Source organism: Mycobacterium sp. (assembly GCF_044370595.1).
Lineage (GTDB): Bacteria > Actinomycetota > Actinomycetes > Mycobacteriales > Mycobacteriaceae > Mycobacterium.
This window is the reverse complement of the sequence record NZ_JBILVF010000051.1, coordinates 1-19,531: the sequence shown is the minus strand read 5'-3', so window position 1 is coordinate 19,531 and position 19,531 is coordinate 1. Positions and strand designations below refer to the sequence as shown.

The following is a 19,531-nucleotide window of genomic DNA, read 5'->3' as shown; positions in this document are numbered from 1 at the left end:
GCCTGGGCCGAACTCGACGTCGATCCTGCTGACCTCGTCGTCATCGTCGGCGGTGCCGAACTCGGGCCGTACGGATCCTCGCGCACTCGCTTCGAAATGGAGGTTTCCGGCGAACTGTCGGCGGCAGGTGTGCTGGAACTGGCCTGGACCACCGGCATGGTCATCTGGGAGAACGACCCCAAGCCCGGCTGGTATGACACCGCCACCGGCGACCCGGTGGCTGAGGAAGAGATCGTTGAGCGCTACCACGACGCCGTGGTGCAGCGTTGCGGCATCCGGGAATTCGTCGACGACGGGGCACTGCGTCCCGACCACTCCACGGATCTGCTGGTCAGTGTGTTCCTCGACCGCGACTTCCGGTTCGTGGTCTCCTCCGAAGCCGAAGCGCGGGCGTTCGAAGAGGCCGACCCCGATCACACTGTGGTGCGCCCAGTGCCCGATTCCGGGGACTGGGAGGTGATCCGCAAGGCGGGCACCGAGATTCGGGTTCCGCGCAAGGCCAAGCTGTCCCGTACCGTCGGCGCCCAGATTCCGACCGGATTCGACCCGAAGGTCTGGGGTATCAGCGCTGACATGGTCGCCTCGGTCGACCGGGTGGCGCTGTGGAACATGGTCGCCACCGTCGATGCGTTCCTGTCCTCCGGGTTCACCCCGGCCGAACTGATGCGCTGGGTGCACCCGAGTCTGGTGGCCAGCACCCAGGGCACCGGTATCGGCGGTCTGACGAGTATGCAGACCATGTTCCACGGGAATCTGCTCGGAACCGCCAAGCCGAACGACATTCTGCAGGAGGTGCTGCCGAATGTCGTTGCAGCTCATGTGATGCAGTCCTACGTCGGCGGCTACGGCGCCATGGTCCACCCGGTCGGCGCCTGCGCCACCGCGGCTGTCTCGGTCGAGGAGGGAGTGGACAAAATCCGGCTCGGCAAAGCCGAACTGGTGGTGGCCGGCGGGTTCGACGACATGACCGAAGACGCCATCATCGGCTTCGGTGACATGGCCGCCACCGCCGACACCGAGATGATGCGGGCGCGCGGCATCAGCGATTCGAAGATCTCCCGCGCCAACGACCGTCGCCGCCTCGGCTTCCTCGAGGCGCAAGGCGGCGGCACCATCCTGTTGGCCCGCGGCGACCTGGCCCTGAAGATGGGGCTGCCGGTGCTCGCGGTGGTCGGCTACGCGCAGAGCTTCGCCGACGGTGTGCACACCTCGATCCCAGCTCCCGGACTCGGTGCCCTGGGCGCCGGGCGCGGCGGCCGGGACTCCGCGCTGGCCCGCTCACTGCGCAGACTCGGCGTCGACGCCGACGACATCGCGGTGATCTCCAAACACGACACCTCGACGCTGGCCAACGACCCGAATGAGACCGAACTGCACGAGAGGTTGGCGCAGGCACTGGGCCGCTCGGCGGGCGCCCCGCTGTTCGTGGTGTCCCAGAAGAGCCTCACCGGCCACGCCAAAGGCGGCGCGGCGGTGTTCCAGATGATGGGCCTGTGCCAGGTTCTGCGCGACGGCGTCATCCCGCCCAACCGCAGCCTGGACTGCGTCGACGACGAGCTGGCCGACGCCAACCACTTCGTCTGGCCGCGGCAGACCCTGCACCTGGGCGAACGTTTCCCGGTCAAGGCGGGTCTGCTGACCAGCCTGGGATTCGGCCACGTCTCGGGCCTGATCGCGCTGGTGCATCCGCAGGCCTTCCTGGCGAGCCTGGACGCCGAGCAACGCCAGACCTACCTGCAACGGGCGCACGCCCGGGTGCTGGCGGGTCAGCGGCGGTTGGTCGAGGCCATGACCGGTGGGCGGCCGATGTACGAGCGGCCGGCCGATCGCCGGTTCGACCACGTCTCCCCGGAGAAGCCGCAGGAGGCTGCGATGCTTCTGGACCCGAACGCCAGGCTCGGCGAGGACGGCACGTTCATACGTTAAGGTCGCTCGCGTGGCGATCGTGGGAATAGGCATCGACGTGGTGTTCATCCCCGATTTCGCTGATCAGGTCGACCAACCCGGCACGGTGTTCGCCGAAACCTTCACACCCGGCGAGCGGCGTGACGCCGCCGACAAGAGTTCACTGGCCGCCCGTCATCTGGCTGCCCGGTGGGCTGCCAAGGAGGCCGTGATCAAGGCCTGGTCTGGATCACGGTTCGCCCAGCGGCCGGTGTTGCCCGAGGGACTCCATCGCGATATCGAGGTGATCACCGATATGTGGGGCCGGCCCAAGGTCCGGCTCACCGGCGCCATCGCCGAGCACCTCGCCGACGTCGCCATCCACGTGTCACTGACCCACGAGGGCGACACCGCGGCAGCCGTCGCCATCCTGGAGACGCTGCAGTAGGTCCACCGGCGCCGCCGAGGACTACCGGACGGTCGCTATCGCGAAACCCCGTCCGAAACCTGGCATCCAGGCCCCGTGGAACATCGAACCTGACGGGTAGCTGACCCGCGGCTCGGAATGCAGAAATGAGTGGCCCGGCCGATGACAGATTCGGCCGCCGCCGCTCTCGCGGCACTGGGCGTTCGTCGACGCCGAAGCCGAAGGTGCGGCGGTGATGGTGAGTGCCGCGGCCACGGCGATGACAAGGGGCGCGACATGCATCGCATACTTCCTTTCTCGCGGTATGTCTCTCTTGCTCTGCCGAGGTCCACCGTATTAAGGGGCGAAGCAGAATTCACGAAACAAATACCAATATCAAAGGAAGGCGGCGACGGTTCATGTGAGCTTCCTATGAACCGCGTGACTAATCGGAATCGCGAATCTAAGCTCATGTCATCGGGTTGCGAGCCCGAAACCCTAACAGCAGCAGGCGGTTCCACCGCCCCGGCCAAGGAAGGAAGCGCACAGAGATTCACCCGCCCAGTAGGGCCGCGAGGACGCTTACACACCCATCCCCTGCGCCTCGCGGCCCTACTTTTGTGGGTCGACGTACCAATCGTCCGTCGGGAACACGCGAGTACTCTCAACCCGGTGAGCGATCTGGTCCAACGAGTCCGAGACGTCCTTCCCGATGTCCGCCGCGACCTCGAGTACCTGGTGCGAATTCCCTCGGTGTGGGCGGACCCGGCCCGTCGCGATCAGGTTCACCGAAGCGCCCAAGCAGTGGCCGACCTCCTTGGTCAGGCGGGCTTCGCCCAGGTCGAAATCGTCAGCGAGGGGGGTGCCCCTGCCGTCATCGCCCACCATCCCGCGCCTGCCGGTGCGCCCACGGTACTGCTCTACGCCCACCATGACGTCCAGCCGGAAGGTGACCCGGCGCAGTGGGATTCACCGCCCTTCGAGCCCGCCGAACGGAGCGGTCGGCTGTACGGCCGGGGCACCGCCGACGACAAAGCCGGTATTGCCACCCATCTCGCGGCGTTTCGAGCCCACCACGGCCGGCCGCCCGTCGGGGTGACGGTCTTCGTCGAGGGCGAGGAGGAGTGCGGATCGCCGTCGCTGACCCGATTGCTCGCGGCCCACAAACACAAACTGGCCGCCGACGTCATCGTCATCGCCGACTCGGACAATTGGACCACCGAGATTCCCGCACTGACGGTGTCGTTGCGCGGATTGGCCGATTGCACGGTCGAGGTGGCCACTCTCGACCATGGTCTGCACTCCGGACTGTGGGGCGGGGTGGTGCCCGATGCGCTCACCGTGCTGGTTCGGCTGCTGGCCAGCCTGCACGACGACGACGGCAACGTTGCGGTGGCCGGACTGCATGAGGGCACCGCGGCGCCGGTGGACCGCGACGCCCACTGGGTACGTGCGGAATCCGGCTTGCTCGACGGTGTGGGCGAGATCGGTTCGGGCACCGTCGCTGCGCGGCTGTGGGCCAAACCGGCCGTCACCGTCATCGGGATCGACACCACGCCCGTCGACAAGGCCTCCAACACCCTGATCCCGCGAGCGCGGGCCAAGGTGAGCCTGCGGGTGGCGCCCGGCGGTGACGCAGCCTTGCACCTGAACGCCCTGCGCCGGCACCTCGAGCAACACGCACCGTGGGGCGCCCAGGTCACGGTGACCGCCGGCGACGTCGGACAGCCTTACGCCATCGACGCCACCGGCCCCGTGTACGACGCCGCCCGGGCTGCCTTCCGGCAGGCATGGGGCACCGAGCCGATCGACATGGGAATGGGCGGTTCCATACCGTTCATCGCCGAGTTCGCCGCGGCGTTTCCCGACGCGACGATTCTGGTCACCGGTGTCGAGGATCCGGGCACCCAGGCGCACAGCATCAACGAGAGTCTGGACTTGGGCGTTCTGGAGCGCGCGGCCATCACCGAGGCGCTGCTGCTGGAAAAACTTGCCCTTCAATCGAAGTAGCGTTCGCCGCCGGTCGGGAAGCCGCCGCCATAGGTGGCGATGTGGACATGGGTGTAATGGTTGGCGTCGGGGTTACCCAGGTCATCCATGAACTTCGACCGCCCGCTGTTCGGATAGTACGTCTGCTGCCAGATCACGTGCTCGACGTTGAACCGCTTGGCATTGTCCAACGTGAACCGGGCGATGCGGTCGCCGAGTGCCCGGCCGGCGGGGGTCTGCCAGTGCGGGATGATCACGTCGATGGCTAGACCGTTGGGATGCCACTTCATCGGGTCCTGCCGCCACCCGCCGATATCCCGGATCTCCGGGAAGCGTGCACTGATGGCACGTTTGAGCCGGATCGTTTGAACTTGCAGACCGCGTTCGGAGCCGACGCCGGGCGCCAGGGCCTGCCGGGCCGACCGGACGTTGGCGGCCGGCGAGGCCCCCGGTAGCGCCGCCGTGTGGGCGGCCATCACGATCTGGGGTTCCCACGCCAGCGGGTGCGGCGGACGGACCGGGGCGGCCATGACCGCCACCGCGATGATCGGAGCCAGCACCACGGCTGACGCTGCGCGTCGAAGAAGCGACATCGGCCTCCGATCGTTCACCTGCGCGGTAATCCCGCGACCGTTACTTGACCGTGATGTCGGTGGACGTGGTGCAGGTGTTACATCTGGTGCCGATGCGACCAGTGCGCCATGTCAGGCCAAGGTTGGCGCAAGGTCGCGCCACCGCCGCTGGCGCGTTCGATAGAACCAGCGCGCGTACCGGGCGACGACGGGGGTCAGGATGCCGGCGTCGATGTCAATCCGGTCGCGGTACGTGCATCGGGAGTCGTCGATGGCGGTGACACTGATGTCGTGATTCCACCGGCTGATCGGTCCGCCGCGCTCCTGGCTGCGCAGGGTCATCTCGGAGTCGTCGATGTCCGCGACGTGCAGGCGGTGTCGGGAGAAGGGCAGCAAGCCGAACAGGAAGACCCAACCCTGGACCGTCTCGCCCTCGCGCCAGGTGTCGTGACGATCCTTCAGGACGGGCATGGTGAGAACGCCGCGCGTCACGGTGCGAAATGCGGCGGGGGTTTTGACCGCGGTCCACACGGCTTTGGCCGGGGCGCCGAGCTCGGTGGACATGTCGACGATTGCCATAGGCTTAGAATGCGAGCAATGCTCACTTTCGACAACTCGCGTTTGGAGGTCCGCAGCCGACATGTCCGTTGAGGGGCTAAACCCACGTAAATCGCCCCGACAGCGCCGTTCCCACCAGACCGTCGATCGCATCGTCGAGTCGGCTGCTCGCATTTTCGACGAGGCCGGATACCCCGATACCTCGACCAACGAGATCGCCGCCGAGGCCGGCGTTTCCATCGGCTCGCTCTATCAGTACTTTCCCAACAAAGACGCGATTCTCGTCGAGATCGCCCGCCGACACGTCACCTTGTCACTGGCTGCGCTCGACGAACTGGTGCAGCGGTTCGACGCCCAGAAGCCGCTGGATCAACTGGTCGCGAGCGTGATCACACTGCTCATCGATCAACATGAACACGACCGGCTGCACCTGCTGATCGCCCACCGAGCACCGCGTTCACCCGAACTCGACCAAGAACTTGAACGCGCTCAGCAACACCTCGTGGCTGTCACCGAACGACTGCTGGGGCAACATGGGCCGACCGGCCGCGATCGCCTGCTGGCCGCCCAACTTGTGGTGGCGGTTGTGCACGCGGCGATCCACGACGTGATTCTTCGACACCCGCGCGGACCGCAACGGGACGCCGCCATCGAACTGACCACATCGACGATCACGGCGATCGCGCGGGGTTGAGTCAGGCGGTGCCGGCGATGATCTTCTCAATTGCTGCTGCGGTATTGGCCGCCTTGACGTTGTACTGCGCGACCGCGATCTTGCCCTTCTCGTCGACCAGGAACGTCGACCGGATCACGCCCTGCACAGTCTTGCCGTACATCTTCTTCTCCCCGAACGTGCCCCACGCCGTCAGGACCTTCTTGTCGGGGTCGCCCAGCAGGGGGAAGGTCAGCGCTTCCGCGTCGCGGAACTTGGCCAGTTTTTCCGGCTTGTCCGGGGAGATGCCGACGACATCGATGCCGGCATGGTTCAACTCGGCCAGACTGTCCCGGAAGCTGCACGCCTGTTTGGTGCAGCCGGGCGTGGACGCGGCCGGGTAGAAGTAGACGATCACCTTGCGTCCCTTGAAGTCCGAAAGTTTGACGGTCGTGCCGTCGGCATCGGGCAGGCTGAACGCCGGAGCTGAATCGCCAACCTCGAGTCGCGGTGAATCGCTCACGTATGCATCCTTCCCGGGGAGTGGCCCCTTTCATGTTGTCAGGGCCCGCGCTGATCTAGGGTAGATCGGCAGTGCGTCTGCAGGGCGGAAGCGAGGACTTCAAGTGGCGGAGCGGGACCCCGATGTCATCAAGCAGGAGATTGCCGCGGCGCGCGAACGGCTGGCGTCGACAGTGGACATCTTGGCCGAGCGGGCCAACCCGCAGCGAGTGGCTGACGACGTCAAGGCCAAGGCTTTAGGGTTCGTCAGTCAACCCAAGGTGAAGGCGACGCTGGCTGGACTCGGTGCGCTGACCGTGGTGATCGTCATCCGGGCGATCCGTCGCTGATCTGCGCTTCAGCGGCGGCGCAGCAGGTTGCCCAGCCGAGCACGGGGCGGGTTCGCCTGACGGCCAACCCGGCTGCACGTGCGGATCGAAATCGGCGCGTCACCCCGGTGGTCGGGCGTCGGGCCCTGGGGGCCGTATGTCGCCATCGTTCCTCCGGTGTTTTCTGAGCTAACCTTCTTACTTAATCCTTAAAGGGTATCTGTTGATATATATACATGTCAAGACCGAGAAGCTCGCATCGGTCCTGTCTTGTAGTTATCGCCCACCCTTTGCTGGTTTCTGGCCTGGCGGGGGGTGCCGCGGCTAACCGCCGCGGGTGGCGCCCCTGCTCGGAGGGTTTTGCTAGTTTCGGAATGGTGGGGGACCGCAACACCGAACTGCTGGGTGTCAGCAGCGATGCCCTGCTCGATCCGCTGGTCCTGCTGGAGTTGGTGCGCGATTCGCACGGGCGGGCCGTGGACTTTCGCTACCGCGACCTCAATCAGGCGGCAAGCGACTACCTGGGCAGATCCCGCCGGGACATGCTCGGCCGCGGGGTGCTGGAGACGACGCCGTTCCTTGCCAGGACGGGGTTGTTCGCCGAGTACGTCCGGTGCGTGGACACCGGCGAACCGGTGGCTTTCGACGCATTGCGCGATAACAGCGAGAATCTCGCCGGCACCCGCCGGTATGACCTCAGGGCCGCCCGCGCCACCCCGACCATGATCAGCCTCACCTGGCGCGACGTGACTGATCGGTTTCGGGAGGCGCAACTGCTCGCCGAGGCTCGCGAGTTGCAGCAGAAGGCCGATGCGCGCTACCGCCGGCTGATGGACAGTTCAGGCATCGGGATGGGCCTGCTTTCCCCCGATGGTCACTTCCAGTCCGTCAACAAAGCGATGTGCGATTTCTTCGGCTACGACGCCGACGCGCTGGCCGCCAGATCCTGGCAGGAGTTGACGGCTCCGGACTACCTCAACGCCGACCAGCGCAATATCGACCGGATGCTGGCGGGGCGAATTGAGTCCTACCGGATGCACAAGCAGTACATCCATGCCGACGGCCGTCTGATCTGGGGTGACCTCTCAGTCAGCTGTCTGTGGACGCCCCGCGGGGACGTGGAGAGTTTCATCGTCCAGATCATCGACATCACCGCCGAAGTGGAAGCCCGCGAACGGATTGCCGAGCGCGACGAGCAGAACCGCCAACTCGCGCAGCGTTTGCAAGCGCAAACCGACCGGCTCACCGCGGAATTGCGCAGTGCTGCTGCCTATGTCGCGTCTATCCTGCCGACAGACCTGCACGGCCCGGTGCGGGTGTCTTCCCGCTATCTACCGTCGCAGGAGTTGGCCGGAGACAGTTTCGACTACCGCTGGATTGATGACGATCACCTGATCGTCTACCTGATCGACGTGTCCGGGCACGGAATCGGGCCTGCGCTGTTGTCGGTGTCGGTACACAACATGCTGCGCTCCTGGACGCCGGCGACGCTTCTGGCCCCCGAACGGGTGCTGTCCGAACTGAATCTCCGGTTTCAGATGGACCAGCACGACAACAAGTACCTCACCATGTGGTTCGGGGTTTACGAGTCGTCCTCGCGGACGCTTCGGTACGCCAGCGCGGGCGCCCCGCCGGCCTTCGCGGTCACCGCCGCGACGCGCGGCCCGGCCCCCGAGTTGGCCCCCGAGTTAGCCACCGAGTTGGCCACCGGCGGGCAGCCCCTCGGAATGTTCGACGGCACCGCCTACACCGCACGCGAGTACACCGTGCCGCACGGATGCACCATCCTGGTCTTCAGTGACGGGGCCTACGAGCACTCCCTCGACACCGGCCGCCCCGAGCAGCAGTTGTCCCTGGCGGATTTCAACCATCTGTTCATCGGTCTGGCCGATTCGCCCCTGGACGATCTCGTCGAAAAACTGCGCGGGATGACGCCGTCAGGCGTCTTCGACGATGACTGCTCGCTGGTGAAGTTGGACTTCGACTGAGCGCTTTGTGGGCTGTGCGGTGCGCCGTCAGGGTTTCGAACCCCGGACCCGCTGATTAAGAGTCAGCTGCTCTACCAACTGAGCTAACGGCGCGTGACAGCGACAATAACAGTCCGGCCGTGGTCGGGTGAAATCGGCTGCTACCGGGCCTGACCTGGCAAGTCGCGCGGCGTCATGGGGTCGCCATAGAATATTGGCGGTGGCGCGTGGGCTTCTCCCGCGCCCGGGAATGCGAACGTGGAGCGTGGAATGCACAACGTCGGACCGGGCCTCCGGTCCTGGCTGGTGGCCATACTGTTGATACCGGTCCTGCTGCTGGTCGGCACGGGCTGCGGCCAGCGGGATAGCGGCCCCAAGGTGCTGGCCGACAAGGGCACGCCCTACAGCGATCTCCTGGTTCCCAAACTGACGGCGTCGGTGCAGAACCAGGCTGTCGGCGTGCCGGTCGACCAGCCGGTGACCCTCAGTGTTCAGGGCGGGGTGCTCGGCCCGGTGTCGATGGTCGACGACGAGGGTAAGGAACTGGCCGGCAAACTCGCTCCGGACGGCCTGAGTTGGGAGACCACCGACCGGCTCGGCTACAACAAGAACTACACGCTCACCGCCCAGACGCTGGGTCTGGGCGGCGTGGTGACCGAGTCGCTGAGTTTTCAGTCCCACTCGCCGGCCAACCTCACCATGCCGTATCTGTCGCCCGGTGACGGGGCCTACGTCGGTGTCGGCCAAGCCATCGCGGTGCGCTTTGACGAGAACATCCCGAGCCGGCGAGTTGCCCAGGAGGCCATCACGGTCACCACCAACCCGCCGGTGGAAGGAGCGTTCTACTGGCTGAGCAATCGTGAAGTCCGCTGGCGCCCCGAGAGTTTCTGGCCGCCGGGCACCATCGTGACCGTCAACGTCAAGACCTTCGGTGTCGACCTCGGCGACGGTCTGTACGGCCAGGACGACGCGAGCGCCACCTTCACCATCGGCGACGAGGTGATCGCCACTGCCGACGACGCCACCAAGCAACTAACGGTCCGCCGCAACGGCGCAGTAGTCAAGACCATGCCGATTTCGATGGGCAAGAACAGGACTCCCACTCCCAACGGCACGTACACCATCGGTGACCGCTACCAGCGGCTCATCATGGACTCCTCGACCTACGGGGTTCCGACCAACTCCCCGGAGGGCTATCGCCTGGAGGTGGACTGGGCCACCCAGATGTCCTACAGCGGGATCTATGTGCACTCAGCACCCTGGTCGGTGGGGTCGCAGGGCACCCAGAACGTCAGTCACGGCTGCGTGAACGTCAGCCCGGAGAATGCGCAATGGTTCTTCAACAACACCAAGCGCGGCGACATTGTCAAGGTGCGCGGCACCGTCGGCTCGGTGCTGTCCGGGGTGGAGGGCCTCGGCGACTGGAATATTCCGTGGAGCCAGTGGAAAGCCGGTAACGCCAACGACTAACGCCCGCACCAAGAACGGCCATCCGCCGAAGGTCTGCCAGCGTTGCGGGCGGCCTTTCGAGTGGCGTAAGAAGTGGGAGCGGGATTGGGATCAGGTCAGGTATTGCTCGGAGAGGTGCCGACGGGCGCCGCGCTCAGGGTGACCGTTGCGTCCGGGGCGCGCCCGCATTCAGCAGTGCGGGGCCGGCTCGTTGCGATGGATGCTGCGATCGCGCAGCCAGACCACTAGCCACACCGCGGTGACGATCGTGACGATCAAGAAGCTTGGCGGCGCGTTGAACATGGCCGATGCGGCCAGCCCCAACCAGACGCAGCCCACCGCGAGCCCGGTTGAGATCGCCATCGCCAGCACCGGCCGGGGGGTCAGCGCGATCGCGGTGGCGGCGGGTGTGATCACGAGTGCGAACAGCAGCAGCGTGCCGACCGCCTGGATGGCCATCGTCACAGTCAGCGCGAGTAGCACCATGAACGCCAGCGAGAGTGCGCCGACGGGAATGCCCTTGGCCTGGGCTACTGCGGAATTGATCGAACTGTAGAGCAGTGGCCGGTAGACCACCCCGACGGTGATGGCGACGACCGCCAGCAGCGCGGCGAACACCATCAGCTGCTCGCCGGTGATCGCCAACAGGTTGCCGAAGAGCACATTGGTCATGGTGGATGAACTCTTGGTGGCAAGGGAGTTGAAGAACAACCCGAGGCCGGTGGCGAAAGCCAGCACCGTCCCCGTCACGACGTCGCGCTCGGAGGCGCGCTGGCCGAGCACGCTGATCAGCATCGCACCGGCCACGCAGAACACCCCGAGTCCGAAAACCGGCGACAGGCCGAGCAGTACCGCTCCGGTGGCGCCGGGCAGTCCGATGTGGGCCAGCGCGTGGGCGGCGAAGGCGCTCTGCCGCACCACGACGAAGTAGCCGATCACCCCGGCGGCCAGCGCCACGATTGTTCCGCCGATCATCGCGTTGCGCATGAACGCTGAATCCAGGATCTCCAGCCAGTTCGGTTGGTAGCCGACCGTGGCGAAACCTGTCCTCACAGAACACTTCTCATGTAGAGCTCACCCTGGGGCGTGTGGGCAACCTGGATCGGGGCGCCGTAAAGGTGGGTGAGCAGTTCGTCATCGACGACACTGCCGATGGGGGCGTGGTGAGCGTGTCCATCGAGCAGGTAGATCGCGCTGTTCAGGATCGGCAGCAGCGGGTTGAGGTCATGGGCCACCACGATGATCGTGAGTCCGAGTTCGCGATGCAGCTTGGCCAGCAGCAGCACCGTCTCCCGTTGACTGCCGATATCCAGGGCGGCCAACGGCTCGTCGAGGATGAGCATCCGGGGACCGCCCACCATCGCCTCGGCGATCGCCACCCGCTGGCGCTGCCCACCGGAAAGCGTCGAGAGCCGCCTGTCGGCGAACCCGTCGGCGTCCAGCGCGGCCAGGGTTTGGTAGGCCAACTCGCGCTGCGCTGCTGTCGTGCGGGCGAACCCCCAGCGATGGCCCGTCAGGCCCAGCAGCACCGCGTCGATACCGCGGACCGCCTCCCCGGCGGTGGCCGCGTAGTGCTGCGGAACATAACCGATGAGATCGTTGTCCTCGCCGGGGGAGTTGCCGAAGACGCTCACCTCACCCGAGGCCACCGGAATCAGGCCCAGGATCATCTGCACCAGCGTTGTCTTGCCCGAGCCGTTGGCTCCGATGACGGCTACGACGCTGCCCGCGGGAACGTCGAAGGTGCCCTCCGACCAGATCGCCCGTCCGTCTCGGACCGCGCTGGCGTCGCGAAACGACAGCGCGACCTCCCGGGGTGGCTCAGGCGCTGACACCAAGTGCCTTGGCCAGCGCAGCGAGTTGGCCGTCCTGCCATGCCACGAAGCTGTCCTGGCCCGGCGGCACCGTCTCGGTGACCTCAACCACCGGGACTCCCGCTTGCTCAGCGGACTTGCGCAACTGATCAGACACCGATCCTTCGGTCTGGGTATTGAAGATCAGCACGTCGATCTCGCCGCCGGCCAGGGCCGTCTGGAAGGCCTTGATATCGGCGGGGGAGGGGTCAGATTCGTTCGCAGCCGCCTGCCGGTACCCCTGAGGTGTCTTGTTGGCCAAGCCCAGCGCCTCGGCCTGATAGTCGAACACCGACTCGGTGGCTGCGTAGGACTTACCTGCAGCACCGGCCTTGATCTTGGCGATCAGGTCGTCGTAAGGCTGCAGCGTGGTGGCGAATGCCTTGCGTTGGTCTCCGAAGTAGTCGGCGGCCTGCGGGTTGATCTTGGCCAGCTGGGCCGAGACCGCATCGGCGACTGCCGTGACGGCCTGCGGTTTGTACCAGAGATGCGGGTTGGCTCCATCAGCAGTGGCGGTGACCTTACCGGCGTCGATCACCGGCACTGAACCTGCTGAGGTGGCGGCGAGATCCGCGGCCCAGCGGTCATAGTCGGCGCCGTTGATCACGACCAATTGGGCGCCCTTGAAGGCTGCCGCATCGGCGGGTGAGGGTTCGTAATCGTGGGGGTCCACCGAGGAACTGGCGAGCAGTGTCTTGACGGTCGCGCAGTCGCCGCCGAGTTCGGAGACGATGTCGCCCCACTGGTCCACGCTGACCACCACGTTCACCGCCCCGCCCGGACAGGTGCTCGCCGCAGCGGCTGTCGCAGCATCACTCGCGCCGGAAGTCGTTGGCTCGGTAGCGGTTTTCGTCCCGCTCCCGCAGCCGGCCACCGTGACAGCCATCAGAATCGCCGCCGACGAAACAACCGTCGCGGTCGCGAAAGGGCGGAGAGCGGAGTTCAATTGGGTCGGAGTCACGTACAAATGATAATCATTTTCATTATGCGCCACAAGCCGCGCGGGCTCTTTCAGTTCATGTTCCAGGGTTCGCCGTTGGTGAAGAAGGGGCGAGGCCGGCGTGTCCACCGGCCGCTCTGCAGCCACTTGCAGAGATAGGCCATCTCGGCTCTGCGGCGAATCGGGCCGACTAGATGAGCGGGGCCGACAGCTATCCGGTCGACGGTGCAAGCCTGGACGGCAGCCAGCACGCCGCCGCCGGGTCGCCCGGTGCAGAATGCCGGACCCAGTAGGCACGGCACCGATATCAGGACGCCGTGGTGGCACTCTCGGACCGCGCTGCCCACTGCGTCGAGGACCTCGACGGGCGGCGTCTGACCGGACTCGGTCGGACAGCCCCTGCACACCATGACGGTGAAAGGCTGTTCAGTGGGCATCGAGGCAGCGCTCACCAACTTGCCTTCCGCACTCCCGGCAGTTGACCGTTATGGGCGAGCTGCCGCACCCGCACCCGCGATAGCCCGAACTTGCGCAGATGCCCGCGCGGACGCCCGTCGATGGCGTCGCGGCGGCGCAGTCGGACCGGACTCGCGTCGCGCGGTTGCGCGGCAAGCTCCCGTTGGGCCGTCGTCCTCTGGGCGGGCGGGGTGGACGGGGACCGGATTATCCGTTTCAACTCGACCCGTCGTTCTGCGTACTTGGCGACCACGGCTGCCCGCTGGTTGTTCTTGACGATTTTGGATTGCTTGGCCATCTCAGCGTTCCTCCTTGAAATCCACGTGCTGGCGGATCACGGGGTCGTACTTGCGCAACACCAACCGGTCGGGATCATTGCGGCGGTTCTTCTTGGTGATGTAGGTGAATCCGGTACCAGCAGTGGAGCAAAGCTTGATTACCGGTCGAATCTCGTTGCGCGCCATCAGATGCGCTGCCCTGATCGCCGCAAGCGCGCCACAACGGCCTCGATGCCGTCGCGGTCGATGACCTTGATTCCCTTGGTGCTCACGCGCAGGCGGATTCGGCGGCCCTCCGAGGGGAGGTAGTAGGTCCGGATCTGGATGTTGGGCGACCACCGTCTCTTGGTGCGCCGATGCGAATGCGACACCGAGTTACCGAATCCCGGTGAACGTCCTGTGACTTGGCAACGTGCGGACATCGGGACCTCCATTCTTATTGAAAACCGTTTTCGACAAGCCGACGCCCGGACTGTACCCTCGGCCTGGCATTAATGGAAATCATTTTCAATAAGAATGGGAGGCGGCGTGCGTACTCCGGTTGTGCTGGTCGCAGGTCAGGGTGATACCGAGGCCGTGGCGCGGGTCCTGTTGCAACGGCGGGGAACCTTGGTGGTGACGCACCGTGTCGAAGGCCACGTAGTGGTGCGGGGGCTCACCATGTTGCGCCGCGGAGCGCCCGCCACCGCGGACTACGCCCTTGAGTTATCCCACGGGTGTGTTTCCTGCACGGTCCGAAACGATCTGCTTGTCTTGCTGCGCCGACTGCACCGCCGTCGTGATGTCGACCGGGTGGTCGTCCATCTCGGGGTGTGGCTTGAACCTCAGCCGATCTGTTGGGCAATCGAGCATGTTCGGGTCAGTCTCGGTCCGGGATACGTGGATGGTCCGGCGGCCCGTGACGTGCGGATCGCCGGTGTCGTGTGCAGCCTGGATCCGGGGCGATGGCTTGAGCAGGCCCTCGGAGATGACGGACTGGAGGATGGCCGCACGGTCGCCCAGGTGGTGGTGGGCCAGGCCGAGTTCGCTGATGTTGTGGTCGACCCGTGGGTCGACCACGACTCCGGAGCGGTGCTGACCCGGCTCAACCCACGCGGCGCGTTCGTTCGGGAGGTCGTGCAAGTGGAGCATGCGCTGGCGGCTCTCGGTGGCGGAGCCCGGCTCGGGCGCGGTGACGATCCGTTGGGTCCACTGCTGGTCGGGCAGCCCCCGCTGGAGCCGGACGGACCGGTCGGCATCGTCGAATTCATCTCCAGGCGGCCGTTCCACCCGCATCGGCTGCACGATGCTCTTGACGTCCTCTTGGACGGTGTCGTGCGCGCGCGGGGCCGTATCTGGACTGCGAGCCAGCCGGATCTGGTGATGTGTCTGGAGTCCGCGGGCGGCGGTCTTCGGGTCAGTACCGGGGGGAAATGGCTTGCTGCGATGAGCGAATCGGAAGTCGCCACGTCAAGCACACAACGCCGTGCGCTCGCCAGTCTGCTATGGGATGAGAGGCACGGTGACCGCCACACATCGATCGTCGTTCTGGTCTGTGGAGCTCAACCCGAGCAGATCAAGGAATCGCTGCAGTCTGCACTGTTGAGCGATTCGGAGATGTCAGCCCCCGAGGGCTGGCCGGAGTTCGGCGATCCCTTCGGCGACTGGCATGAGGAGCCTTGCGCCGACTCTGCCACCGAGTCATCCTCGGCGCGGGCCGTCCAGAGCAGCGACGAAGACTGATAGGCGTCGGGACGGCTACTTCTTGCGGCCGGGCTGGGCAACCGGGGCCGGCTGGGCCTTGGTGGCCGGCTCGAACTTGCCGCCCTTCTTCGGGTCGTAGCTTTCTTTCCGGGTCTCCGCCATGGCCTACACCACTTTCGCTGGTTGACTCGTCCCGAACCTAACCTTATTGGAAATCAGTGTCAACAAGGGGTAAGGCGCGTCGGCTTACTGGCACACTGGTGCCCGTGGCAGCACTGAATCCGGAGTTGCAACCGCGGCGGGCCAGGCCGGCACCGGTATGGGTCATCGCGGCGCTGATGGTGGCTTTCGCTCTTTTCGGCAGCACCCTTCGATCCGCCGTGTACGACAGCACTGCGCTGTCGACGGCCGGCACAATCTTCGCGGGAATCTTTGTGCAGGCCTTGCCATTCCTCGCACTCGGCGTGTTGTTGAGCGCACTGCTGGCGACGTTCATCACGCCGGAACGGTTGTCCGGGTGGCTGCCGCGCCGGCCCTCGGTGGCGGTGGTGACGGCGGCGGCCAGTGGTGCCGCCCTGCCGGGGTGTGAATGTGGCTCGGTACCGCTGGCCCGCCGTCTGTTCGGCGAGGGCGCCCTGGGTGCGGCGGCCCTGACATTCATGTTGGCCGCACCGGCCATCAACCCCATCGTCGTGGTCTCCACGGTGGTGGCCTTTCCCGGCATGCCCGAGATGGTGGCGGCCCGAGTCGGCGCATCACTGCTCACCGCGATCATCATGGGGTTGGCGTGGTCCCGCTGGGGACGCAGCGAATGGATCACCAGGCGCCTGCCGTCGATGAGCTCCGCGGACGGGCCGCGTTGGCGGGTGTTCACCGAGACGGCTCGGCACGACTTCCTCGCCGCCGCTTCATATCTGGTGATCGGTGCCACGGCCGCTGCGGCGATGCACGTGCTGGTGCCGCAGTGGGTGTTCGAGCGACTGGCCGGGCAGTTGCTGCTCGGGGTTCTGGTGATGGCGCTTCTTGCGGTGGTGCTGGCGCTGTGCTCGGAGGGCGACGCGTTCGTCGCCGCCAGCCTGACCATGGTCCCGCTGGTGCCACGACTGGTGTTCCTGGTCGTAGGGCCCGCCATCGACATCAAGCTGTTCGCCATGCAGTCGGGGATGTTCGGTCGGGCGTTCGCCGTCCGCTTCGCCCCGGCGACCTTCGTCGTGGCCACCGTGGTCGCCACCGTCGTCGGCGTGCTCACCCTGGGCGGTGCCGGATGACCCGGGAGTCCGAGAACGTCATGCTGCTGATGATCGGCATGGCCACCGCGATGATCACCGTGACGGGCGCGTTCACCCGCTACGTCAAGTCCTCGCTGGAACCGTGGCTGTATCTGACCGCGGCGGTGCTGATCGGCCTTGCGCTGGTAGCGATCATCAGCGACCTCCGGCAACCGGCGGATTCCCCCGACCACCCTCACGAACACGGTCACGACGACGATGGGCATTCTCACGCCAACCGGGCGGTCTGGCTGCTGGTGATCCCGGTGGTGGTGCTGATCTTCGTGACGCCCCCGGCTCTTCGGCCCCAGGCCAGCGTGCCCAGCGTCAGCGCCGTTTCGGCTGATTCAATGCGTCGAGCCTTCCCGCCGTTGCCTCCCGGGCGCGCACCGGAGGTATCGGTGCCTGACTTGATGATCCGCGGGGTCCAGGATTCGGCGGGCACGCTGGACGGCAGGCTGATCACCGTGATCGGCTTCACTCTGCGCGACGGCGACGCCGTGGACCTGGGCAGGTTCTCGGTGCTCTGCTGTGCCGCCGACGCGCGCCTGGCGAAGGTGCGTCTCGGTGGAAGCGGAGCAGCAGAGGCCGCCGCGCTTCCCGAGCACTCCTGGGTGCGGGTTGAGGGCACCGTCCGGCCCGGACTGCCCGGCGAACCAGTCTTGGGAATCCCCATCGTCGAAGTCGACTCCGTCACGCCGATCGACGCTCCGGAAAACGTCTACTCGTAAGTTGCGGATCGCGGTGTGCTCGCATGCCGTGGAACGATCGGATTCCATGCGTGCCTTCGCCTGCCCCGTCTGTCGCGGCTTCGTCCCGTTCGAGGCGCAGCATTGCTCGTCCTGCGCGGTGGCCATCGGGTTGCATCTGCCCAGTCATTCGATGGTGCCCGTCAACGATGGCACCGCCGAGGTGGATGGGCAGGTCTGGCTTCGCTGCACCCAACATGAACCGTTGGGCTGCAACTGGCTGGTGCAGGCAGAGTACGACGCCGGCGCCCGCGGTCGTTGCCTGCCCGACTCGCTGATCCGCCACGAACCGGATCTGGACGACACCATCGCCCGCGAGAAGCTCGTCCCTACCGCGGTGGCCTTGCGCCGACTGGTCTATCAACTCGCCGACATCGGCCTGCCGGTCGACCCGTACTGGCGCCGCGACGGCGGCCTGGCTTTCGATCTGCTCTCCAGCTACAGCACCGGCGCGAAGATCCTCATCGGTCACGCCAACGGGGTGATCACCATAGACCTGGTGGAATCCCTTGATGCATATCGGGAGTCGCTGCGTGTGCGTCTGGGCGAGCCGTACCGGACCATGCTCGGTCACTTCCGCCACGAAGCCGGCCACTACTACCAGAACGTTCTGGTAGAGACCGGTTCCGGAGCGCAGAAGCACTTGGAACGTTGCCGTGAACTCTTCGGCGACGAGCGCGCGAGCTATTCCGAGGCCTTGGACCGGCACTACAAGTTCGGCGCACCAGTGGGATGGCAGGACACCTATATCTCCGAGTACGCCACGATGCATCCCTGGGAGGACTTCGCCGAGTGCTTCGCCCACTACCTGCACATCACCGACACGTTGGACACCACCCGCGAGGCGGGCATGGTCCTGCATGCCGACCGGGTGCGGTTTGCCGGGCCGCGTGATATCGCCCCTCTGGAGTCCTACTGCACGGGCCCGATCGAGCACCTCCTCTTCGACTGGAGATGGATTTCGTTGTTCTTCAACCGGGTGAACATGGCAATGGGCAAGAATCCGCTCTACCCGTTCGACATCAGCAATCCGGTCGCGGACAAACTCGGATTCGTGCACACGGTGGTACGTGAGGCGGCGGGTTGAAGTGAGAGCGAACACCGCAACTGACGACCTGCTTCCCTTCCAGTCGGGGTTCAACAGCCAAACCGGCTACAGCGCAGAGGGCTCCGGGGGTCGTCACACCGGTTCCCGTCACCCTTGACGGCGCCACCCGGACTTTGACGATCCAGATGGAGGCCATCGGCTACACCGTCGCGCCGGGCGATTCTCTTACCCTGCAGATCACCAGTTCGGCAGCCAACCGTGAGAACTTCACCTCACTACGGCGTCGCGACCATCTCCGACATCAGGGTCGAACTGCCGATTCGCGCCGCGACTGACCCGCGTTCGGGCGCCGCTCTTGACCGGGGAGGGCCAGGCTCATGCTCGAAGTGATCGACCGACACCACTGCTCTTCGTCCACGGGGCCTGGCATGGTGCCTGGTGCTGGGACGAGTACTTCCTCGACTTCTTCGCCGGCCGGGGCTATCGAGCACTGGCCGTGAGCCTTCGGGGGCATGGAAACAGCCCGACGCCGGACCACAAGATGCTCGAGCCGCAATGGGATGCCGTCGCCGAACGAGTCCACGGCTGGCTGGAAGCACGGGCCCTTTAAGTCACTGCCCGCCTTCGAAATTCACATCCGGCCGGTCGTTCCATCGCTTGGTGAGCCAGACGTCGCCTTGCTTGACGAACCAGCCCTCGTATTCGGCCGACGATTCCGGCGAGACCGGTTACGGTGAATGGATTCCCACCGCGGGGCGTCCGGACGCCGACTAAGCCGCGTTCTGCGGGCCACCTTCCCAAAGTGTCCTGAAAAACCGACCCCAGGATTAATCTTCGAAACTGCTTAAATCCGGTTAAGCGGACACAATTTGCGTTAATCTAAGCCCCCACTCAGTCAAACCACAGGGAAGGGTCTGCACAGCAATGAACGTCGCAGCTCGCTCGTATC

At 65.6% G+C, this 19,531-nt stretch carries 23 protein-coding genes, 1 tRNA gene and 1 pseudogene; 13 read left to right on the top strand and 12 right to left on the bottom strand.

Annotated elements, in window-relative coordinates; translation table 11 throughout:
* Both ADBZ5N_RS09240 and acpS read left to right on the top strand, forming a co-directional pair.
* Positions 1-1,926 (top strand): beta-ketoacyl synthase N-terminal-like domain-containing protein (locus ADBZ5N_RS09240; RefSeq protein ID WP_526257191.1); only part of this gene is annotated, 1,926 nt, incomplete at its 5' end.
* A gap of 10 nt (positions 1,927-1,936) precedes the next feature.
* The gene (gene acpS / locus ADBZ5N_RS09235; RefSeq protein WP_526257190.1) at positions 1,937-2,332 is read left to right on the top strand and encodes a holo-ACP synthase AcpS; all 396 of its coding nucleotides are present in this window, start codon (positions 1,937-1,939) and stop codon (positions 2,330-2,332) included.
* 21 nt (positions 2,333-2,353) lie between these two features.
* On the opposite strand, the gene ADBZ5N_RS09230 is transcribed toward acpS, so the two are convergent.
* A complete protein-coding gene (locus tag ADBZ5N_RS09230) occupies positions 2,354-2,593 on the bottom strand; it encodes a hypothetical protein (protein ID WP_526257189.1) in 240 nt (79 codons plus the stop codon).
* Between the two features lie 369 nt (positions 2,594-2,962).
* Between ADBZ5N_RS09230 and ADBZ5N_RS09225 the strand changes: the two genes are divergently transcribed.
* A complete protein-coding gene (locus ADBZ5N_RS09225; RefSeq protein ID WP_526257188.1) occupies positions 2,963-4,300 on the top strand; it encodes a dipeptidase in 1,338 nt (445 codons plus the stop codon).
* Here the strand turns inward: ADBZ5N_RS09225 and ADBZ5N_RS09220 are convergent.
* Both ADBZ5N_RS09220 and ADBZ5N_RS09215 read right to left on the bottom strand, forming a co-directional pair.
* Complete coding sequence (locus tag ADBZ5N_RS09220) at positions 4,288-4,872, bottom strand: VldE C-terminal domain-containing protein (RefSeq protein WP_526257187.1); 585 nt, start codon at positions 4,870-4,872, stop codon at positions 4,288-4,290. The genes ADBZ5N_RS09225 and ADBZ5N_RS09220 overlap by 13 nt on opposite strands.
* Positions 4,873-4,983: 111 nt before the next feature.
* Complete coding sequence (locus ADBZ5N_RS09215) at positions 4,984-5,430, bottom strand: Rv1443c family protein (protein WP_526257186.1); 447 nt, start codon at positions 5,428-5,430, stop codon at positions 4,984-4,986.
* A 61-nt stretch (positions 5,431-5,491) separates the two neighbouring features.
* On the opposite strand from ADBZ5N_RS09215, the gene ADBZ5N_RS09210 reads away from it, so the two are divergent.
* The gene (locus ADBZ5N_RS09210; protein ID WP_526257185.1) at positions 5,492-6,103 is read left to right on the top strand and encodes a TetR/AcrR family transcriptional regulator; all 612 of its coding nucleotides are present in this window, start codon (positions 5,492-5,494) and stop codon (positions 6,101-6,103) included.
* 1 nt (position 6,104) lies between these two features.
* Here ADBZ5N_RS09210 and bcp read toward each other — a convergent pair whose 3' ends face one another.
* A complete protein-coding gene (gene bcp / locus ADBZ5N_RS09205; protein ID WP_526257184.1) occupies positions 6,105-6,584 on the bottom strand; it encodes a thioredoxin-dependent thiol peroxidase in 480 nt (159 codons plus the stop codon).
* Between the two features lie 103 nt (positions 6,585-6,687).
* Between bcp and ADBZ5N_RS09200 the strand changes: the two genes are divergently transcribed.
* Both ADBZ5N_RS09200 and ADBZ5N_RS09195 read left to right on the top strand, forming a co-directional pair.
* On the top strand, positions 6,688-6,912 hold the full coding sequence (locus ADBZ5N_RS09200; protein WP_526257183.1) for a DUF3618 domain-containing protein: 225 nt from the start codon (positions 6,688-6,690) through the stop codon (positions 6,910-6,912).
* Between the two features lie 356 nt (positions 6,913-7,268).
* On the top strand, positions 7,269-8,879 hold the full coding sequence (locus ADBZ5N_RS09195) for a PP2C family protein-serine/threonine phosphatase (protein ID WP_526257182.1): 1,611 nt from the start codon (positions 7,269-7,271) through the stop codon (positions 8,877-8,879).
* Between the two features lie 20 nt (positions 8,880-8,899).
* On the opposite strand, the gene ADBZ5N_RS09190 is transcribed toward ADBZ5N_RS09195, so the two are convergent.
* A tRNA-Lys gene (locus ADBZ5N_RS09190) sits at positions 8,900-8,972 on the bottom strand.
* A gap of 156 nt (positions 8,973-9,128) precedes the next feature.
* Here ADBZ5N_RS09190 and ADBZ5N_RS09185 point away from each other — a divergent pair.
* Both ADBZ5N_RS09185 and ADBZ5N_RS09180 read left to right on the top strand, forming a co-directional pair.
* Positions 9,129-10,328: an Ig-like domain-containing protein gene (locus ADBZ5N_RS09185; RefSeq protein ID WP_526257181.1), complete on the top strand. Its 1,200-nt coding sequence runs from the start codon at positions 9,129-9,131 to the stop codon at positions 10,326-10,328.
* The gene (locus ADBZ5N_RS09180) at positions 10,222-10,470 is read left to right on the top strand and encodes a DUF2256 domain-containing protein (RefSeq protein WP_526257180.1); all 249 of its coding nucleotides are present in this window, start codon (positions 10,222-10,224) and stop codon (positions 10,468-10,470) included. The genes ADBZ5N_RS09185 and ADBZ5N_RS09180 overlap by 107 nt, the downstream gene beginning before the upstream one ends.
* Before the next feature lie 26 nt (positions 10,471-10,496).
* On the opposite strand, the gene ADBZ5N_RS09175 is transcribed toward ADBZ5N_RS09180, so the two are convergent.
* From ADBZ5N_RS09175 to rpmB, 7 genes are all read right to left on the bottom strand, one after another.
* Positions 10,497-11,294 (bottom strand): metal ABC transporter permease, encoded by a 798-nt coding sequence (locus ADBZ5N_RS09175; RefSeq protein ID WP_526257193.1) that lies wholly within the window; start codon positions 11,292-11,294, stop codon positions 10,497-10,499.
* A 62-nt stretch (positions 11,295-11,356) separates the two neighbouring features.
* Positions 11,357-12,142, bottom strand: a complete 786-nt coding sequence (locus ADBZ5N_RS09170; RefSeq protein WP_526257179.1) for a metal ABC transporter ATP-binding protein — start codon at positions 12,140-12,142, stop codon at positions 11,357-11,359.
* Positions 12,129-12,920 carry a metal ABC transporter solute-binding protein, Zn/Mn family gene (locus tag ADBZ5N_RS09165; protein ID WP_526257192.1) on the bottom strand — a complete coding sequence of 264 codons (792 nt, stop codon included), beginning with the start codon at positions 12,918-12,920 and terminating at the stop codon, positions 12,129-12,131. Before ADBZ5N_RS09165 ends, ADBZ5N_RS09170 begins: the two co-directional genes overlap by 14 nt.
* A gap of 251 nt (positions 12,921-13,171) precedes the next feature.
* Entirely contained in the window at positions 13,172-13,552 is a 381-nt protein-coding gene (locus tag ADBZ5N_RS09160; protein WP_526257178.1) for a hypothetical protein, read from the bottom strand.
* Positions 13,549-13,854 (bottom strand): 30S ribosomal protein S14, encoded by a 306-nt coding sequence (gene rpsN, locus ADBZ5N_RS09155; RefSeq protein ID WP_526251651.1) that lies wholly within the window; start codon positions 13,852-13,854, stop codon positions 13,549-13,551. The genes ADBZ5N_RS09160 and rpsN overlap by 4 nt, the downstream gene beginning before the upstream one ends.
* A gap of 1 nt (position 13,855) precedes the next feature.
* Positions 13,856-14,020 (bottom strand): 50S ribosomal protein L33, encoded by a 165-nt coding sequence (rpmG, locus tag ADBZ5N_RS09150; protein WP_526257177.1) that lies wholly within the window; start codon positions 14,018-14,020, stop codon positions 13,856-13,858.
* Positions 14,020-14,256, bottom strand: coding sequence for a 50S ribosomal protein L28 (gene rpmB / locus ADBZ5N_RS09145; RefSeq protein ID WP_526251653.1), 237 nt, complete (start codon positions 14,254-14,256; stop codon positions 14,020-14,022). Before rpmB ends, rpmG begins: the two co-directional genes overlap by 1 nt.
* Positions 14,257-14,362: 106 nt before the next feature.
* Between rpmB and mrf the strand changes: the two genes are divergently transcribed.
* The 5 genes and pseudogenes from mrf to ADBZ5N_RS09120 form a co-directional block, all read left to right on the top strand.
* Positions 14,363-15,556, top strand: coding sequence for a ribosome hibernation factor-recruiting GTPase MRF (mrf, locus tag ADBZ5N_RS09140; RefSeq protein ID WP_526257176.1), 1,194 nt, complete (start codon positions 14,363-14,365; stop codon positions 15,554-15,556).
* A 221-nt stretch (positions 15,557-15,777) separates the two neighbouring features.
* The gene (locus ADBZ5N_RS09135) at positions 15,778-16,785 is read left to right on the top strand and encodes a permease (RefSeq protein WP_526257175.1); all 1,008 of its coding nucleotides are present in this window, start codon (positions 15,778-15,780) and stop codon (positions 16,783-16,785) included.
* On the top strand, positions 16,782-17,516 hold the full coding sequence (locus ADBZ5N_RS09130; RefSeq protein ID WP_526257174.1) for a TIGR03943 family putative permease subunit: 735 nt from the start codon (positions 16,782-16,784) through the stop codon (positions 17,514-17,516). Before ADBZ5N_RS09135 ends, ADBZ5N_RS09130 begins: the two co-directional genes overlap by 4 nt.
* Positions 17,517-17,562: 46 nt before the next feature.
* The gene (locus ADBZ5N_RS09125; protein ID WP_526257173.1) at positions 17,563-18,621 is read left to right on the top strand and encodes a zinc-binding metallopeptidase family protein; all 1,059 of its coding nucleotides are present in this window, start codon (positions 17,563-17,565) and stop codon (positions 18,619-18,621) included.
* 316 nt (positions 18,622-18,937) lie between these two features.
* Positions 18,938-19,108: pseudogene (locus tag ADBZ5N_RS09120) on the top strand (alpha/beta fold hydrolase); the annotation flags it as partial.
* Between the last annotated feature and the right edge of the window lie 423 nt (positions 19,109-19,531).

What these genes read in the sequence shown, in the direction of transcription:
- ADBZ5N_RS09230 (WP_526257189.1), bottom strand. Translation starts at nt 2,593, where the DNA reads ATGCATGTCGCGCCCCTTGTCATCGCCGTGGCCGCGGCACTCACCATC.
- ADBZ5N_RS09220 (WP_526257187.1), bottom strand. Translation starts at nt 4,872, where the DNA reads ATGTCGCTTCTTCGACGCGCAGCGTCAGCCGTGGTGCTGGCTCCGATC.
- ADBZ5N_RS09215 (WP_526257186.1), bottom strand. Translation starts at nt 5,430, where the DNA reads ATGGCAATCGTCGACATGTCCACCGAGCTCGGCGCCCCGGCCAAAGCC.
- ADBZ5N_RS09210 (WP_526257185.1), top strand. Translation starts at nt 5,492, where the DNA reads ATGTCCGTTGAGGGGCTAAACCCACGTAAATCGCCCCGACAGCGCCGT.
- ADBZ5N_RS09185 (WP_526257181.1), top strand. Translation starts at nt 9,129, where the DNA reads ATGCACAACGTCGGACCGGGCCTCCGGTCCTGGCTGGTGGCCATACTG.
- ADBZ5N_RS09175 (WP_526257193.1), bottom strand. Translation starts at nt 11,294, where the DNA reads ATGCGCAACGCGATGATCGGCGGAACAATCGTGGCGCTGGCCGCCGGG.
- rpsN (WP_526251651.1), bottom strand. Translation starts at nt 13,854, where the DNA reads ATGGCCAAGCAATCCAAAATCGTCAAGAACAACCAGCGGGCAGCCGTG.
- rpmG (WP_526257177.1), bottom strand. Translation starts at nt 14,020, where the DNA reads ATGGCGCGCAACGAGATTCGACCGGTAATCAAGCTTTGCTCCACTGCT.
- rpmB (WP_526251653.1), bottom strand. Translation starts at nt 14,256, where the DNA reads ATGTCCGCACGTTGCCAAGTCACAGGACGTTCACCGGGATTCGGTAAC.
- ADBZ5N_RS09130 (WP_526257174.1), top strand. Translation starts at nt 16,782, where the DNA reads ATGACCCGGGAGTCCGAGAACGTCATGCTGCTGATGATCGGCATGGCC.
- ADBZ5N_RS09125 (WP_526257173.1), top strand. Translation starts at nt 17,563, where the DNA reads ATGCGTGCCTTCGCCTGCCCCGTCTGTCGCGGCTTCGTCCCGTTCGAG.